Raw genomic sequence first — 14,857 nt, forward strand, 5'->3', positions numbered from 1 at the left:
AGTAGTGTCGCTGCATGTGTATCTGCTCATGCACCGGCGACCGAGGAAACAGACAACTAAGAGCGCTCCAGCGCGTATGGGATGCGTGGGACGCGCATCAGTAAAGTTGAGCAAATCAACCCACTAATAGGGGCGGAGGGCTGGCCAGGCGGCCGAGTGAGCCCTATTATGCTTAAATAGCAAAGATTGCGGCCTTGGCGCTCGCAGTGTCTGCGGCCGCGACGCACTAGATGGGTGACCCCAGAATCATGACGACAGCCGAGCTGGATCTGTCAGATTTCGCTTTGTGGCATAACGGCTTTCCGGATGCGCTGTTCACCGATCTACGAGGCAGCCGCCCGCTTTTTCGGCACAATCTCACGCCCGGTGCCGCCAAGATGGGTGTCCAGCGCGAATTCTGGATGACCACCAAGCATCGCCACGCCGTGCGCATCCATCGCGACGCCGACTCGTTCACGGCCAAGGACGGCCCACTCATCCAGCCGCTCGACACGTTCTCGTCGTATCCGACGATCATCAACATGGACCCGCCGGAACTCAACAAGCGCCGCAAGCTCATCTCGAGCGCATTCACGCCACGGGCGATCGCCCAACTCGAGGACGGCATCCGGGCCCGGGCCGCGCGGATGATCGACAAAATACTGGGCCGCGGCGGCGGTGATTGGATCGCCGACGTCGCCGACGCTCTGCCGATGACCGTGATCGGCGACATCATCGGCATGCCCGACGAGGATCGGCCCCGCATCTTCGACGCCTTCGACCGTATTCTGACCGCCCGCTCGCCGAAGACCCGACTGTCGCAGCAAGAAGAGCTCGACCTCTACGCCACCATCTTCGGCTACGCGCTCGAACTCACCGACCAGAAGCGGCGCAATCCCGCCGACGACATCTGGAGCACGCTGGCTTCAGCGGTGATCACCGGCGAGGATGGGGAGCAATTCCGGTTGCCCCCCAACGAACTGGAGATCTTCTTTTTCGTATTGGCCTTCGCCGGCAGCGACACCACCAAGAACGCGTTGGCCGCCGGACTGCAGGCATTCGTCGCCAACCCCGAGCAGATCGAGCGCTACCGCGACGACGAGGCGGTGCGGGCGAGCGCCGTGGAAGAAGTGCTGCGCTGGGCGACACCGGTGGCGTACTGGACGCGGACCACCAAGGTCGACATCGACATGGACGGCCAGCACATCCCCGCAGGCGAGCGCATCGTGTCGATGCTGCGCTCGGCCAACCGCGACGAAGAGATCTTCGAGGAGCCGTTTCGCTTCGACATCGGCCGCCAGCCCAACCCGCACGTGGCGTTCGGCGGCGGCGGCCCGCACCACTGCCTGGGCGCGATGCTGGCGCGCGCCGAATTGCGCGCCGTGTTCGACGAACTGCTGTTGCGTTGCGACAACATCGAGTTGGGGCCGGCCACCGTGGCCTACCCCAGCCTGGCCACCAACATGTCGATCTACGACGAGATGGCGATCTCGCTGAGAGCGCGTTAGTCGACGATCCGCAACGCCGCCTTCGGGCACTGGTCGACGGCGGCACGAACGTCGATCTCCAAGCGCTCGGGCACCGGGCCCTCGGCGATCTGTACGACCTCCGCGTCGCCGATCTCGAATACGTCAGGCGCTAAAGACTCGCAGAAGCCGTTGGCCTCACACAACGACTCGTCGACGGTTACTCGCATCGAGTTGCTCCTAGTCTGGGTCCGTCGCTCACTTCACCATCATCAAGGATATTGGCAGAACCCACAATGAGCGGCAGGACAGGTGCATAACCGCTGCTCACGGCGGTTTGCATCGTTCTGTAGCTTTCCTAAAGAGTAGAGTTGCGGCATGACAACGCCGATCGCGAAGAAGGGCAAACCGACGAATCCAAAACCGGGGCTGCCGGACGAGTCCACCGGACGCGGCCTGGCGCGCTTGCGGGAAATGAACCTGGGAATTCAGACCCAGCCCTTGCGGGAGATGCGGCTGGAACTGAACCTCGACGTGCACGTCGTGTACTTCGGCATCCGGGTCCCGGTCGCCGGCGGCAAAACGCTTCGCATCCCGGTGATGTTGACGGCCAAACCAACGTTCAACTCGCCCACGTCATAATCCCTTGGGCCTCGTCCCGATCACTCCGGCCGACCTCAGACGGGCGAGGTCAGCGTCGGTGAGTCCACACCGGTCGCGCAATACTTCTTCGTTGTGCTCGCCGAGGGTCGGCGGAGCGCTCAACAGCCAGCGGCGTTGCCCGGTAAGCGGGGCGAACGGCGGACGCGGATACCAGCCGGTGCCGGTGCGTGGGTGATCTAACGCCTCGAAGAATCCCCGCTCGATTAATTGCGGATTCTCGGTCACCAACGATGGCGACACGACCGGTGCGGCGGGTATGCCCGTCCCCGCCAATTGCTCCACCACGGAGCGCAACTCCTGGCCGGCGAACCAATCGGCCAGCCGACGATCGATCTCGTCGCCCCGCTCCCGGCGGTCGGCGACCATGGCTAGGCCTGGGTCGTCGCACCAGGGCGGTCGACCCATCAGCTCGACCAGCGCCCGCCACTGCGCATCAGTGGTCACGGTGACCGCAATCCAGGCGTCGTCCCCGAGGCAGCGGTAAAGGTTTTGGATGGCGCAGCTGTGGCCGCGGTTGCCCTGGCGGCTCAGCGTCACGCCGAACACCTCGGCTTCCATCGGCTGAATTGCGGTGGCGTTCAACACCGTTTCAACCATCGGCAGCTCGACGAGTTGGCCGGCCCCGGTGCGTTCCGCGAATGCCAGAGCCGCCAGCACGGCGAAGGCGGCGTGGATACCGGCCAGCGGATCGCAGGCGCCGCGCGGCGGGACCGGCGGGCCGTCGGGCAGTCCGGTCACCCAGGCCAAGCCGCCGATCTGCTCCATGGTGGGCGCGAAACCGACCCGGTCGCGCCACGGTCCGTCAAGTCCGAACGCCGGCATCCGGGCAACGACCAGCTTCGGGTTGACGGCCAGCAGCACCTCTGCGGTAAGCCCGAAGTGGTCCATCACCCGCGGCGAGAAGTTCTCGATCACGACGTCGGCACCAGCCACCAGCGTCGTGAACTGGCGACGGCCCTCGTCCGACTCGAGATCGAGGGTCACCGAGCGCTTGTTGGTGTTCATCGCGTGAAACACCCAGCCGTACTCCCACCAGTCCTCGACGTCGGTGCGCATCCCGCCCGAGTACCGGATGCCGTCCGGACGTTGGATCGACTCCACCTTGACCACGTCGGCGCCGAACGCGGCCAACAGATGCGTCGCGGCGGGCCCGGCCCAGAACGCGGTCAGGTCAACCACTTGGACACCATCGAGTGGCAACCGGTGATCTGCCTGCCGCGTACCGGGTTCGCGCGTGGGCCAGGGTGATTCGCCGTTCGCCTCGCCGAGTCCAGGTGTGCCGCGCACCGGCGCCGGCTGGCACCGCGACATCAACCAAGGCGGGCGCGGCTGGTGATACCCGGCCGGGTTGCGCACGAACGCTCCGCGCTGGGTCACGTAGTCCAGGTCGCGGATGGTCGAACCGTTGCCCAATGCGGCGATCGGCAAGCGGAACAGCTGCCCGAGTTCGACGATCTCGTCCACGCTGCGCTCGGCAAACCACGGACGGATCCGGTCGCGAATCAGATCACGGTATTCCCACCGGCCGATCTGGAACCGCAGCTGCGGGATTTCGGTCAGCTCCGGGCAGTCCACCATCGCAGCGAAATCGAGCCACTGCTGGCCGGTGACCATGGTGATCCCCACGTAGCCGTCCTTGGCCGCTTCGATCGACGGCACCTCGACGGTACGCGTGACCGGTGGCACCTGCAGCAACTGCGAGTGCAGCCATTCACCGCTCTGCATCAGTGTCATCGCTTCGAGCATCGAAAGGTCAAGGTGCTCACCGGCTCCGCCGCGCTCGACCCGGCGGCGCAGCGCCAGCGCGCCGAACGCGGCGAACACCCCGCCCATGTACTCCCCCACGTCGCCGCCGATCGCGATCGGCGGCCCGGCCGGGTCACCGCGGAACCCGGGCGAGCCGGCCCACGCCTGCAGGGTGAATTCGCTGGCGGCGCGCTCGGCATACGGGCCGCTCCATCCGAAGTCAGAGATGGTGACCAGTACGACATGCGCACACTTGGCCAGCAAATGCTGCGCGTCGATGCCCAATTCGTTCGCCTGCGACCGGCTGGCGGCCAGCACCACAATGTCGGCGCCGGCGAGTTCAGCGTGGATTCGGCTGTCGCCGGGCAGCAGCATCAGACTGCGCTTGCCTGCGTTGAGGTAGCCGAACAGCGGTGCGTCGGTCCCGTCCGGGACCGGCGAACGGCTGGCACTGAACCGCCGGAACGGATCTCCCTGCGGCGCCTCGATTTTGCGGACATCCGCGCCGGCATCGATCAACAGCTTCCCGCAATAACTGCCGGCAATCCGATCACTGATTTCGACGACGCGCAGGTCGGCCAATGGTGTCGGACGACGGTCCGGCCTCTCGTCCACCTGGCTATTGTGCCATTACTGCTAAGATTGCATCCAATGGAGTTCGCGGGTTGGCGGCCGTGCGCTTCGTCGGATCATTCGCTCCTGGAATCGTATGACAGCACTCGGAATTGGCCCTGAGGCCCGACGCCGGTTGTCGGCGCCGAGGATAGCCGAGATCGTCGCCGACGAGTTGCGACGCCAGATCATCGACGGTGAATTGGCCGACGGTGACCTGCTGCCGCGCCAGGAGGTGCTCGTCGAGCAGTTCAACGTCAGCTTGGTCTCGCTGCGCGAGGCGCTGCGCATTCTGGAGACCGAGGGGTTGGTGTCGGTGCGCCGCGGCAATCGGGGCGGCGCCGTCGTGCATGCACCGGCGAAAACCAGTGCCGCCTACATGCTCGGGCTCTTGTTGCAAAGCGAGAACGTCGGTCTCGCCGACCTGGGCGCGGCGCTACGTGAGCTCGAACCGGTCTGCGCGGCACTGGCCGCCCAACGGCCCGACCGCGCCGACACCTTGGTGCCCGAGCTCAACAAGGTCAACGACGCGATGGCCGCTCACCTCGACGACGGTGGGCAATTCACCGAAATCGGCCGCCAGTTTCACAACCTTCTCGTTCGCGGCTGCGGAAACCACACCATGCTCGCGGTGGTCGGCAGCCTGGAGACGTTGTGGACCAGCCACGAGCAACAGTGGGCCGAGGAAAGTACTGCCAAGGGCACATATCCCTCGCTGGCCAAACGCCGCGCGGTGCTCAACACGCATGTCAAATTGACCGATTCGATCGAAGCCGGCGATGTCGACCGAGCCCGTCGTATCGCCGCCCGGCACGTCGCCGACACCCAGACCTATGTGCTGACCGGTCGCGACGACCACCGGATCTATGCGTTGTCGCCGCAGGCTCTGTCCCGGCCGCGGGAGAGTCGCCATCTCTGAGACGCGCATGCGCACCGCACTGGTCACCGGCGGTAGTGGCGGAATCGGCAAAGCCTGCGCCCGCAAGTTATCCGAGCACGGCTACGACGTGGTGCTCACTGCGCGCCGCGACGCCCCGTTGCGGGCTGCAGCGGACGAGATCGGAGCACGCTACATTGCTGCCGACGCCGTCGATCCGGTTGGGTTCGAGCACGCGATAGCTCCGCTGGAGCGGATTGATCTGGTGGTGCACGCGGCCGGAACGCTCGGTGGCACCTACGCGCGCAAGCAGACATTCGAGCAGTGGCGGGCGATCATGTCGGCCAACCTGGACTCCTGTTTCGTGGTGACCGCCGCTGTGCTGCCACGGATGCGAGCCGGTTCGCGGCTGGTGTTTATTTCCTCATCCGCCGCACACGAGCCGATGATGGCCCGTACCGCCTACTCGGCATCCAAAGCCGGGATGAACGCGTTCGCCCGGGCGCTGGCACTCGAAGTCGACCGGGACGGCATCTGTGTTCATATCGTGACGCCGGGGCCGGTGGAAACCGAGATGCTGCAGGATGTTCCGTTCGAGATGTACGCCATCCAGGTCGCCGACGTTGCTGACACTGTCGCCTGGCTCGATACCGTGGACCCGTCAGTGGATCTACCGGAGATACGGCTGAACGCCGTACGTCGCGGTCCGTTCGCCCGCGATCCGGTGGTGCCTACCGAGGCTCGCCGCCGCGCCGCGCAGGAAAACCCTTGATCACCGATTCGCCGAATTCGTGCAGCGATTCGGGAGCGGCGAAGTCGGCGAACCAGACGTAGAAGCGCTCGACGCCCAGGTCGGCCAGCCCGGCGAAATGCCCGATCAGCTCGCCGGCGTCACCGCAGACCAGGCCTGGTCCCAGATAGCCGAACCGCCGAGTGCTCACCTCGCGCACCGCGGCCGGGTCGGCGCCGTCGCGCACGAAACCCACCATCTGCTGGGCCGATACCCGTGCCGGTGCCGCGTCGGGCGCCAGCTGCGACAGCCGATCGATGTGGTTGGCGGGCACGTTCCACCAATCCGCGTATTGGCGAACGAGTTTCATCGTCCGCCGTCCCGTGCCGCCGAGTACCACCGGGATGGGATGTTCAGGCCGTGGCTGCTGGCTTCGCTCGGGGTCTTCGCCCCGACCCCAGTACTGCGTGATCAACTCGAGGTGGCGCCCCAGTTGCTCGACTCGGGCAACCGGATCTTGCTGCCCGACATCGAACCTGGCGAACTCGGCGGGCCAGGAGCCGGAGCCGAGACCGAGCTCGAATCGCCCGTTCGAGGCCGCCGAGAGCGTCACGGCTTGTTTGGCCAATACCGCCGGATGCCGGAAGGCGTCACAAAGCACGAGGTGACCGATCCGCACCCGCTCGGTTGCGGCAGCTACCCACGTTGCGACAGTCATTGCCTCCCAGATGCTTTCGTCGGGCAGCCCGGGCGCCTCGAGGTGGTCGATGAATGCGATGCCGTCGAAACCGCTGGCCTCGGCGTGGCGGGCGCGATCCACAATGTCGGCGATCGGCAACCGCAGTTGCGGCAGGAACAAAAACCACTCGACCATGGCTGACCACCATACGGCCTTCCGTTGACCGTCGTACGAGCAACGGTATTCAGCTAGTTTGCTATCTTTGCTATGTTAGGCATCATGGACGTCGGGCTGAATCCCGGGCAGCTAGCGCTGCGCGACACCGTGCGCGATGTCCTACATACCGAGTGCCCCACCGGCGTCGCCCGCCAGGCAATGACGGACTCCGAACGCTGGCGCACTTTGTGGAAAACCGTCGTCGACCTGGGTTGGACGGAGCTGGCTGCATCGGATGCGGGCGACTACGGCAGTCTCGACTTGGCGGTGGTGCTGGAAGAGTGCGGGGCCGCTATCGCGCCGATTCCGTTGCTGTCCAGCGTCGGTCTCGCCGCCGGGGTGCTGCGTGCCGCCGGCTCGGCAGTCGACGACGTGCTGCGTGACATCAGCGGCGGCGTCGTCGCCGCGCTGGCCGTGCACCCGCCCGGGACGCGGCTGCCTGGTGTGCCGATGACCTTGCAGCAGGGCCGGTTGCAGGGGCGGGCGGTCGCCGTCGCCGACCTGTCCCGCGCGGAACTGGTGGTCACTTTGGCCACCTCAGCAGAGGGAGTTGTCGCCGCGGTCGCACGCACCGGCGCTGGCGTCACGGTGGAACCGCTTGAATGCATCAACGCCGCCCAGCCGGTCGCCGACGTCGAGATCGACGCGACGCCGGTGGCCGTCGCACCGGTGGATGTCGAATCGGCGCTGGCGGTGCCGCTGCTGGCTGCCGCCGCCGACTTGGTCGGCGTGGCCGGCGCCGTGCTGTCCCGATCCGTCGAACATGCCAAGACCCGGTTGCAATTCGGCAAGCCGATCGGCGCCTTTCAGGGCGTCAAGCATGCGCTGGCCGACAACTACGTCAGCCTCGAGCGCGCACGCAGCCTCACCTATGCCGCGGCCGCCCGCCTCGACGATTCCGCCGTCACGCCGACCGCCGGCTGGACCGCCGCGGCGCTGGCCAAGGCGGCCGCCGGTGACGCTGCCGTCAACTGCTCGCGGACTGCGGTTCAGGTACACGGCGCGATCGCGCAGACCTGGGAGCACGACATCCATTTGTATCTGCGGCACGCGTGGCAGGGCGCCGCCGCGCTGGGCGACTCCCGTGCGCTCTACCACGCCGTCGGCCGCCACTTCGCCGGAGATGCCGCATGACGGCGCCGAGCGACGTCGTCGCGGAATTTGCCTGCTGGTTAACCGATTTCCTGCCGGACGACTACACCCAGCGCTATCGCGAATACCGCTGGGACTTGACGCTGCGCCGCGACTATCAGCGGGCCGCGTTCGAGGCCGGCTGGCTGCAGCCGACCTGGCCGCGCGAACACGGCGGACGCTCGCTGGGGCTGCGCGATGCGATGGAAATCCGGCTCGAGGCAGCAATGCGCTCAGCACCCAAGCTGCCCAACATCGCCGGCCCCAACGTCGCCGCACCGGCGATCCGCCAGTTCGGTACTCCCGACCAGATCGACCGGCTGCTGGTACCGCTGCTGCGCGGCGACGAGTGGTGGGCGCTGGGCATGTCCGAGCCGGAAGCCGGGTCCGACTTCGCCGGCCTGCGTACCCGCGCCGAACGTGTCGGCGACGTGTTTCGGGTCAACGGTCACAAGATCTGGACCACCCAGGCGCACCTGTCGCGATGGTGCACGCTGTACGCGCGCACTGACCCGACAGCACCCAAACACCGCGGGATCTCCTGCCTGATCCTGGATTTACATTCGCCCGGCGTACGAATCGAGCCCATCCGCATGGCGTCGATCTCCGACGAGACGTTCTGTGAGGTCTTCCTCGACGACGTCGAAGTGCCGGTGGCCGATCTGTTGGGCCCGTGCAACGGCGGCTGGCACGTGGCATTGGCGTCGCTGCAGCATGAGCGACAGATGATCTGGATCATGAACTGGGTCGAGATCCACCGCGGCCTGGCGTCCATCCGGGGCGCCGAAAGCGACGACATCTTCAGCGAACTCGGCTCATTACTCGCCGACGCCGAGGCGCTGCGCGCCACTGGATACCGGGCGCTACACAATGAACTGGCTAACCGGGCCTCTCCAGAAGCCGACATCCTTAAGCTGCTCGGATCGGTGACTTTGCAACGTGTTTGGGAATTGAGCGCCGCGGCGGGCGGACCGGATTCGATCGGCGATCCGGACCTGCTGTTCGAACGTCAAGACGCCCTGGCTGCCACCATTTATGGGGGGACATCCGAGGTCCAGCGCAACATCATCGCCGAGCGGCTGCTCGGGCTGCCGAAGGGATGAGGATGGATTACGACCTTGGCGCCGGCGCCGACGACCTCAGACAGCGCTTGCGGGAATTGATTTCCGCGCACATCCCCGACGGCTTCCTGGGAGCCTGTACCGACGATCCCCGCGATCTGGCGACTACCGAGTCGTTCTGCAAACTTCTGGCTTCGAGTGGGCTGCTGGCATTGGCCTGGCCGAAAGAACATGGTGGCGGCGGCGGTTCGGTCTGGCAGCAGACCGTGCTGCGCGAAGAGATGTGGGCGCACCACGAACCCCGCGGTGCGCAGTACATGGGGATCAACTGGGTCGGCCCCGCAGTAATGCGTTACGGGACCCCCGAGCAGAAGGCCCGTCATTTATCCGCAATCGCTGCGGGGGAAGTGATCTGGTGCCAAGGCTTTTCCGAGCCCGAAGCCGGAACGGACCTTGCGTCGCTGCGCACCCACGCCGTCGCCGACGGTGACGGCTGGCGCATCACCGGCCAGAAGGTCTGGACGTCCTACGCGCAGATGGCGTCGTGGTGCGTACTGGCGGCCTGCACCGACGCCGATGCGCCGAAACCCCAACGGCTGACCCTGTTCCTCCTGCCGATGGACCGGCCGGGCATCACGGTGCGCCCGATCCGGTCGATGCTCGGGCCGCACCACCTCAATGAGGTTTTTCTCGACGATGTCCGGGTGTTTCCCGACGAGGTTCTGGGCGAAGTGGGTGCCGGCTGGCGGGTGATGCGTGAGGCGCTGGCCTTCGAGCGAGTCGGAATCGCCCGGTATGCCCGCTGCGAATCGTTACTCGACCGGCTGCAGGCCGAACTCGGCAACGACTGGGACCGATTGCCCGAATCCATCCGCGCCCGCTGGGTGCGAGCGCTGGTCGATTTGCGGGTGGCCCGGCTGCTGGCCTACCGGGCAGTGTCGCTGCAGGACGATCCGTCGGCGGGCGCCGCTGCCAGCGCCGCGCGCATCGCCACCACCACGTGTGATCAGCAGGTGGCCGAATTGCTGTTCGACGTCTTAGGGCCGTCAGCTCTGGACAGCGGTGCTGCGGCCCGGCTGCACGGGGCGGCCGAAGACCATTGGCGCTACGCTCAGGCCGCAACCGTGGCGTCCGGAACCATCGAGGTACAACGCATGCTCGTCGCACGAGAGGTCTTGGGAGAACACCGGTGAACACCGCTCTGCCGGAAGACATTCAAGAATTCGCCGCGGTCGCGGCCAAACGCTTTGCCCGCCTCGGCGGCCCGCAGGCAGCGTTGCGCGCCGAAACCGACGACACCATCCGCGGGGAAGCCCGACGCGCATTGACCGACGTCGGTGCGTTCGACCTCGACGTGCGTTCGGAGCCGGATGACCTGCTGGCGGCCGCGGTGCTCTGCCGGGCCGCCGGCGCTGCAGCACTGCCCTACCCGCTCGCCGAGGAGCTGTTGGCCGTCGACGGCGCGCGACTGGCCTTGGTCAATCCGGCCGCACCGCGGGTCGATCACGGAGATCTGCCGGGCGAGTGGATCGCCGCCGACCTCGATGGCAGGCGCTACCGTCCGCAGCTGTCGTCGCGAACCGACGCCAAGCTCGGGCCGTTTCTGGTGCCGGCCACCGTAACCGGGCCCGACGGTACCCTGCCCGCCCTCGACGTAATTCTGCATCTGGTGCTGGGATCGTGGCGAATCTTGGGCGCCGTGCAACAGGTACTGGCGATCGCCGCAGAACACGTTCGCGCTCGGACTCAATTCGGCAAGCCGCTGGCCGACTTTCAGGCCGTCCGCTTCACGATCGCCGATGCGTCGGTCACAGCGCGCGGGCTTGACGAACTCGCCAAGTACACCATCTGGCGACTTGACTCGGCCGCGACGCAATTCTGTGCGGCCGATGCGCTGATCCTGCGGGTCAAGGCCGCCGACACCGCCCGGCAGGTGTTCCGAACCGCGCACCAGCTGCTCGGCGCATTGGGGTTCTGCGACGAGTCCGACGTCAGCGTGCTCGATCGCCACACCCAACCGCTGATTCGGTTGCCGCTGAGCAGCGAGATGCTCGCGCTCCGGTTGACGGCGGATGTGCGCAGCGGTCATCTGGAGACGCTGTTCTCGGTGGTGCAGCCGGCATGAACGCTGCCGACGACGGTATCCCGTTCGGGCTGCGGCTCCAGCAGCTCGCTGACCAACGCGGCGAGGAGCAGGCCGTGATCACGCTGGCGCCCGACGGCGCTGCGCGCTCGCTGAGCTTTGCCGAACTGGACGCATGCGCCAATCAGTGGGGGCGGGCACTTGCCGCATCCGGCGCCGACGCCGGTTCGCTTGTCGCGCTGGGGATCCCCAATTCGGAGCACCTGGTTCTGGCGGCATTGGGATGCTGGAAAATCGGCGCGGTCCCGGTTCCGATGCGATGGGACCTGCCGGATTGGGAGCGGTCCCGGGTACTCGACGTGATCAAGCCTGCCGTTCTGCTCGACGAGCACAACCGGGCACAGCTGGCCTCGTCGGCCGCAGGTCAAGCCGACGCGCCGCTGCCGATCGTGGTCTCGCCAACGGTCAACGGTATCTGCAGTAGCGGATCGACCGGCCTGCCGAAGGTGATCCTCAATCTGGCGCCGGCAACCTGGACACCGCTGTTGTCTACCCCGTTTCTGGCGGCCTGGACGTCGGTGGACACGCCGCAAACGATCCTGGTCCCCGGGCCGATGTATCACACCAACGGCTTCGCCCCGCTAAACAACATGTTGGGCGGAGACCGACTGGTAATTCTCGAAAAGTTTGACGCGTCAACAGTTGTCGACGCGATCGAACAATATCGGATCAGCAATTTCACTGCCACGCCGACGATGCTGGCGCGCATCGCCGCGCTGCCGGACATCCGCCGCCGCGACTTGTCCAGTGTGGTGTGGATCTTGCAGGGTGCCGCGGTCATGCCGCCCGCGTTGCTGCAGACCTGGTTCGAGCTGCTGTCCCCCGGGCAGGTCGTGATGGCCTACGGGATGACTGAAAACCTCGGGCTGACCGCGTTGCGCGGCGACGAGTGGCTGACCCATCCCGGCAGCGTCGGTCGTGGCTTCCGCGACACCGAGATTCGCATCCTGGACCCCCAGGGCGTTCCGTTGGGGCCGGGCGAGCGCGGCGACATCTATTTGCGCGCGCCGATGAGCGCGGGCTATCGCTACCTGGGCGGAGCACCGGCGCTTCCGTCGACGCCGGACGGGTTCCGTTCAGCCGGAGATATCGGTCACCTGGACGCCGACGGCTATCTCTACGTCGCCGACCGCCGGGCCGACATGATCATCACCGGTGGCGCCAATGTCTTTCCGGCAGAAGTGGAATCCGCGCTGGCCGAACACGACGCGATCGCCGACGTCGTGGTCATCGGGCTCGCCGACCCGCAGTGGGGCCGCCGGGTGCATGCCGTGGTGCAATTGGGGGCGCCACTCACCGAACAGCAAGTGATCACCTATGCCAAGAGCCGGCTGGCGGCCTACAAGGTGCCCAAGACGGTCGAATTCGTCGAGCAGATCCCCCGCACCGCGGCAACCAAGGTCAACCGGTCGGCAATGATCGAAGCTCGCGGCGGGTAATCGCGGAACTACGCGTCGATGCGGGTGAACTGTCCGGTCCGGTACTGCTCGAGACACGTCGCTCGTCTGACCTTGCCGCTTGTGGTGATCGGTAACGCTCCGGGCGACACCGCAACCAGATCCGCCACGCTGATGCCGTGTGAGTTCGAGATCGCCGAGGCGACTTCACTTTTGATTTGGGTGATCTTGTCCAGCGCTTCCTCGCCAGTCCCGGCCCGCTTTTTGACTTCGATGATCACGACAAGCTTTTCCGTGCCACTGTCCGGAACGGCGATCGCGGCGCACCGGCCCCCACTGATCTCCTGCACCGTCGCTTCAATGTCATCAGGAGCGTGGTTGCGCCCGTAGATGATCAACAGATCCTTGATGCGGCCGATGATGAACAGCTCGTCGTCGGAGAAGAAACCCAGGTCTCCGGTTCGCAGCCAAGGGCCTTCCGGTGTACCGGCCGAGGGAGCGACAAGCCGTCCAGCGAAGGTAGCTTCGGTTTCGCGTGGTTTCTGCCAATAGCCCGCCGCTACGTTGTCGCCGTGGACCCAGATCTCTCCGACCGTTCCAGCCGCGCACTCGATACACGTCTCGGGATCGACGATGCGGACCACCGGAGACTGCGGCCTCCCGTAGCTGATCAGCGCTGTGCCGTCGCGAGTTTCGCAGCGCTCCGCCTTACCGGCGGTCAGCTTCTCGGATTCGAAGCGCACGACGGCCGGTGGTTCAGCACATGCGCGGGTCGCCACATACACCGTTGCTTCGGCCAGTCCATATGACGGTCGGATCGCCGCCTCGCTCAGATTGAAGCGGGCGAACCGTTGGGTAAAGCGCCGCAGTGTGGCCGGGTGCACCCGTTCGGCTCCGTTGAGGATGCCCAGCACGTTCCCGAGGTCATGCCCGGCCATGTCGTCGTCCGATGTCTTTCGCACCGCTAGTTCGAATGCGAAGTTCGGTCCCGCTGAAAATGAGGGACCATCGGTTGCCATCAAATGCATCCATCGAGCCGGCCGCTGCAGAAACGCCACCGGGCTGGTGAGCACAGCATGGACCCCCGCCAGAATCGGTGCGCAGACTCCCATAAATAAACCCATGTCGTGGTAGAAGGGCAGCCACGACACGAGAGTGCCGTCCGCTGGCGGCAGCCCTCCGTAATCCGCAAAGTAGCAGGACATGAGTTGCCCGAAATTGGCCACCACGTTTCGGTGCGACATCATGACCCCGGCCGGTTGGCGAGTCGACCCCGACGTGTACTGCAGATAGGCCGTACCCGGATGATTCTCGCCGCTACCACCGGATCTGGTCGCGGCATCAAGATCGAGCAAGTCGACCTCGACGACGGAGGGCGCAGATGCGCCCGACCGCGACTTGATGTGCTCGGCCACCGTGCCTGCGGCAGGAGACGTTGTGAGAACGACTGACGGCGACGCGTCATGCAGCACCGAGCTCACGCGCTCGTCGCTGACGCCGCCTAATGGAACCGAAAGCGGGACGGCGATCCGTCCCGCCTGTAGCGCACCGAAAAACGCAACGATGTAGTCAAGACCCTGCGGCGCCATAATCACAGCACGGTCGCCTATCGAGCCAGACCCTCGAAGCGCTTCCGCGACATTCTGTGTCCTGCGATACAGCCGCGACCAAGTCAACGTCTGCGAAATCCCAGCCCAGTCTTGTTCGTAATCAACATATGTGAACGCCGCGTCATCGGGCTGCAAGCTGGCCCGCTCGCAGAGCAAAGTCAAGACAGAAGCCCCCACCACCCACAAGAGGTTACCGTGCGCTCCGGGCAGGACGGCCGGAATAGCGAAGTCCGGCGCGCATACCGGCCCACCGTCGGAACGCCTGCCGAATCGCGGTATCGGGTCGTGTCCGCGTGGGTTATCGCGTTAGCTCGTCGGAGGTCACGTTTCGGTAACGGTTTCGGCTAACGCGCCTCTACGCTTTTCCGGCGCACACTAGCCTCTAACCGGCCACCCAGGTCGCTGACGTGCACGAACGCCCTGACATGGGCACGGCATCTCGTCCTAAACGAAGGCGCTTTCCTTGATAATTTGAGGGGGTTCCGCGCCGTGAGTCAAGCGGCGGCCTAGGGCACCGCGCGTTTGCTGGGGAGGTGGAATGGTTTCA

The 14,857-nt window shown here is 65.8% G+C and carries 12 protein-coding genes and 2 pseudogenes; 10 read left to right on the plus strand and 4 right to left on the minus strand.

Annotation, left to right across the window (positions count from 1 at the left end):
* Positions 1–248: 248 nt before the first annotated feature.
* Positions 249–1,487, plus strand: coding sequence for a cytochrome P450 (locus AC5Y5W_RS09860; protein WP_500010433.1), 1,239 nt, complete (start codon positions 249–251; stop codon positions 1,485–1,487).
* Here the strand turns inward: AC5Y5W_RS09860 and AC5Y5W_RS09865 are convergent.
* Entirely contained in the window at positions 1,484–1,675 is a 192-nt protein-coding gene (locus AC5Y5W_RS09865; protein ID WP_500010434.1) for a ferredoxin, read from the minus strand. The two genes, AC5Y5W_RS09860 and AC5Y5W_RS09865, sit on opposite strands and share 4 nt — an antisense overlap.
* A gap of 148 nt (positions 1,676–1,823) precedes the next feature.
* Between AC5Y5W_RS09865 and AC5Y5W_RS09870 the strand changes: the two genes are divergently transcribed.
* The gene (locus AC5Y5W_RS09870; protein WP_500010435.1) at positions 1,824–2,087 is read left to right on the plus strand and encodes a hypothetical protein; all 264 of its coding nucleotides are present in this window, start codon (positions 1,824–1,826) and stop codon (positions 2,085–2,087) included.
* Here the strand turns inward: AC5Y5W_RS09870 and AC5Y5W_RS09875 are convergent.
* A complete protein-coding gene (locus AC5Y5W_RS09875; protein ID WP_500010436.1) occupies positions 2,082–4,469 on the minus strand; it encodes a CaiB/BaiF CoA-transferase family protein in 2,388 nt (795 codons plus the stop codon). The genes AC5Y5W_RS09870 and AC5Y5W_RS09875 overlap by 6 nt on opposite strands.
* 94 nt (positions 4,470–4,563) lie before the next feature.
* On the opposite strand from AC5Y5W_RS09875, the gene AC5Y5W_RS09880 reads away from it, so the two are divergent.
* Together AC5Y5W_RS09880 and AC5Y5W_RS09885 are read left to right on the plus strand one after the other, a co-directional pair.
* Entirely contained in the window at positions 4,564–5,385 is an 822-nt protein-coding gene (locus AC5Y5W_RS09880) for a FadR/GntR family transcriptional regulator (protein WP_500010437.1), read from the plus strand.
* A 7-nt stretch (positions 5,386–5,392) separates the two neighbouring features.
* Positions 5,393–6,115 (plus strand): SDR family oxidoreductase, encoded by a 723-nt coding sequence (locus AC5Y5W_RS09885; RefSeq protein WP_500010438.1) that lies wholly within the window; start codon positions 5,393–5,395, stop codon positions 6,113–6,115.
* Here AC5Y5W_RS09885 and AC5Y5W_RS09890 read toward each other — a convergent pair.
* On the minus strand, positions 6,075–6,947 hold the full coding sequence (locus AC5Y5W_RS09890; protein WP_500010439.1) for an LLM class flavin-dependent oxidoreductase: 873 nt from the start codon (positions 6,945–6,947) through the stop codon (positions 6,075–6,077). The genes AC5Y5W_RS09885 and AC5Y5W_RS09890 overlap by 41 nt on opposite strands.
* An 84-nt stretch (positions 6,948–7,031) precedes the next feature.
* On the opposite strand from AC5Y5W_RS09890, the gene AC5Y5W_RS09895 reads away from it, so the two are divergent.
* The 6 genes and pseudogenes from AC5Y5W_RS09895 (at position 7,032) to AC5Y5W_RS09920 (ending at position 12,742) form a co-directional block, all read left to right on the plus strand.
* Positions 7,032–8,102 (plus strand): acyl-CoA dehydrogenase family protein, encoded by a 1,071-nt coding sequence (locus tag AC5Y5W_RS09895; RefSeq protein ID WP_500010440.1) that lies wholly within the window; start codon positions 7,032–7,034, stop codon positions 8,100–8,102.
* Positions 8,099–8,731, plus strand: a pseudogene (locus AC5Y5W_RS09900) (acyl-CoA dehydrogenase family protein); the annotation flags it as partial. The gene AC5Y5W_RS09895 and the pseudogene AC5Y5W_RS09900, both read left to right, overlap by 4 nt.
* A 57-nt stretch (positions 8,732–8,788) precedes the next feature.
* Positions 8,789–9,202, plus strand: a pseudogene (locus AC5Y5W_RS09905) (acyl-CoA dehydrogenase family protein); the annotation flags it as partial.
* A gap of 2 nt (positions 9,203–9,204) precedes the next feature.
* Positions 9,205–10,353, plus strand: coding sequence for an acyl-CoA dehydrogenase family protein (locus AC5Y5W_RS09910; RefSeq protein WP_500010441.1), 1,149 nt, complete (start codon positions 9,205–9,207; stop codon positions 10,351–10,353).
* Positions 10,350–11,285: an acyl-CoA dehydrogenase family protein gene (locus tag AC5Y5W_RS09915; protein ID WP_500010442.1), complete on the plus strand. Its 936-nt coding sequence runs from the start codon at positions 10,350–10,352 to the stop codon at positions 11,283–11,285. The genes AC5Y5W_RS09910 and AC5Y5W_RS09915 overlap by 4 nt, the downstream gene beginning before the upstream one ends.
* Positions 11,282–12,742: a class I adenylate-forming enzyme family protein gene (locus AC5Y5W_RS09920; RefSeq protein ID WP_500010443.1), complete on the plus strand. Its 1,461-nt coding sequence runs from the start codon at positions 11,282–11,284 to the stop codon at positions 12,740–12,742. The genes AC5Y5W_RS09915 and AC5Y5W_RS09920 overlap by 4 nt, the downstream gene beginning before the upstream one ends.
* A gap of 8 nt (positions 12,743–12,750) precedes the next feature.
* On the opposite strand, the gene AC5Y5W_RS09925 is transcribed toward AC5Y5W_RS09920, so the two are convergent.
* Positions 12,751–14,490 carry an AMP-binding protein gene (locus tag AC5Y5W_RS09925; RefSeq protein ID WP_500010444.1) on the minus strand — a complete coding sequence of 580 codons (1,740 nt, stop codon included), beginning with the start codon at positions 14,488–14,490 and terminating at the stop codon, positions 12,751–12,753.
* Between the last annotated feature and the right edge of the window lie 367 nt (positions 14,491–14,857).

The sequence above is a fragment of the Mycobacterium sp. NGS51 genome (assembly GCF_059812525.1).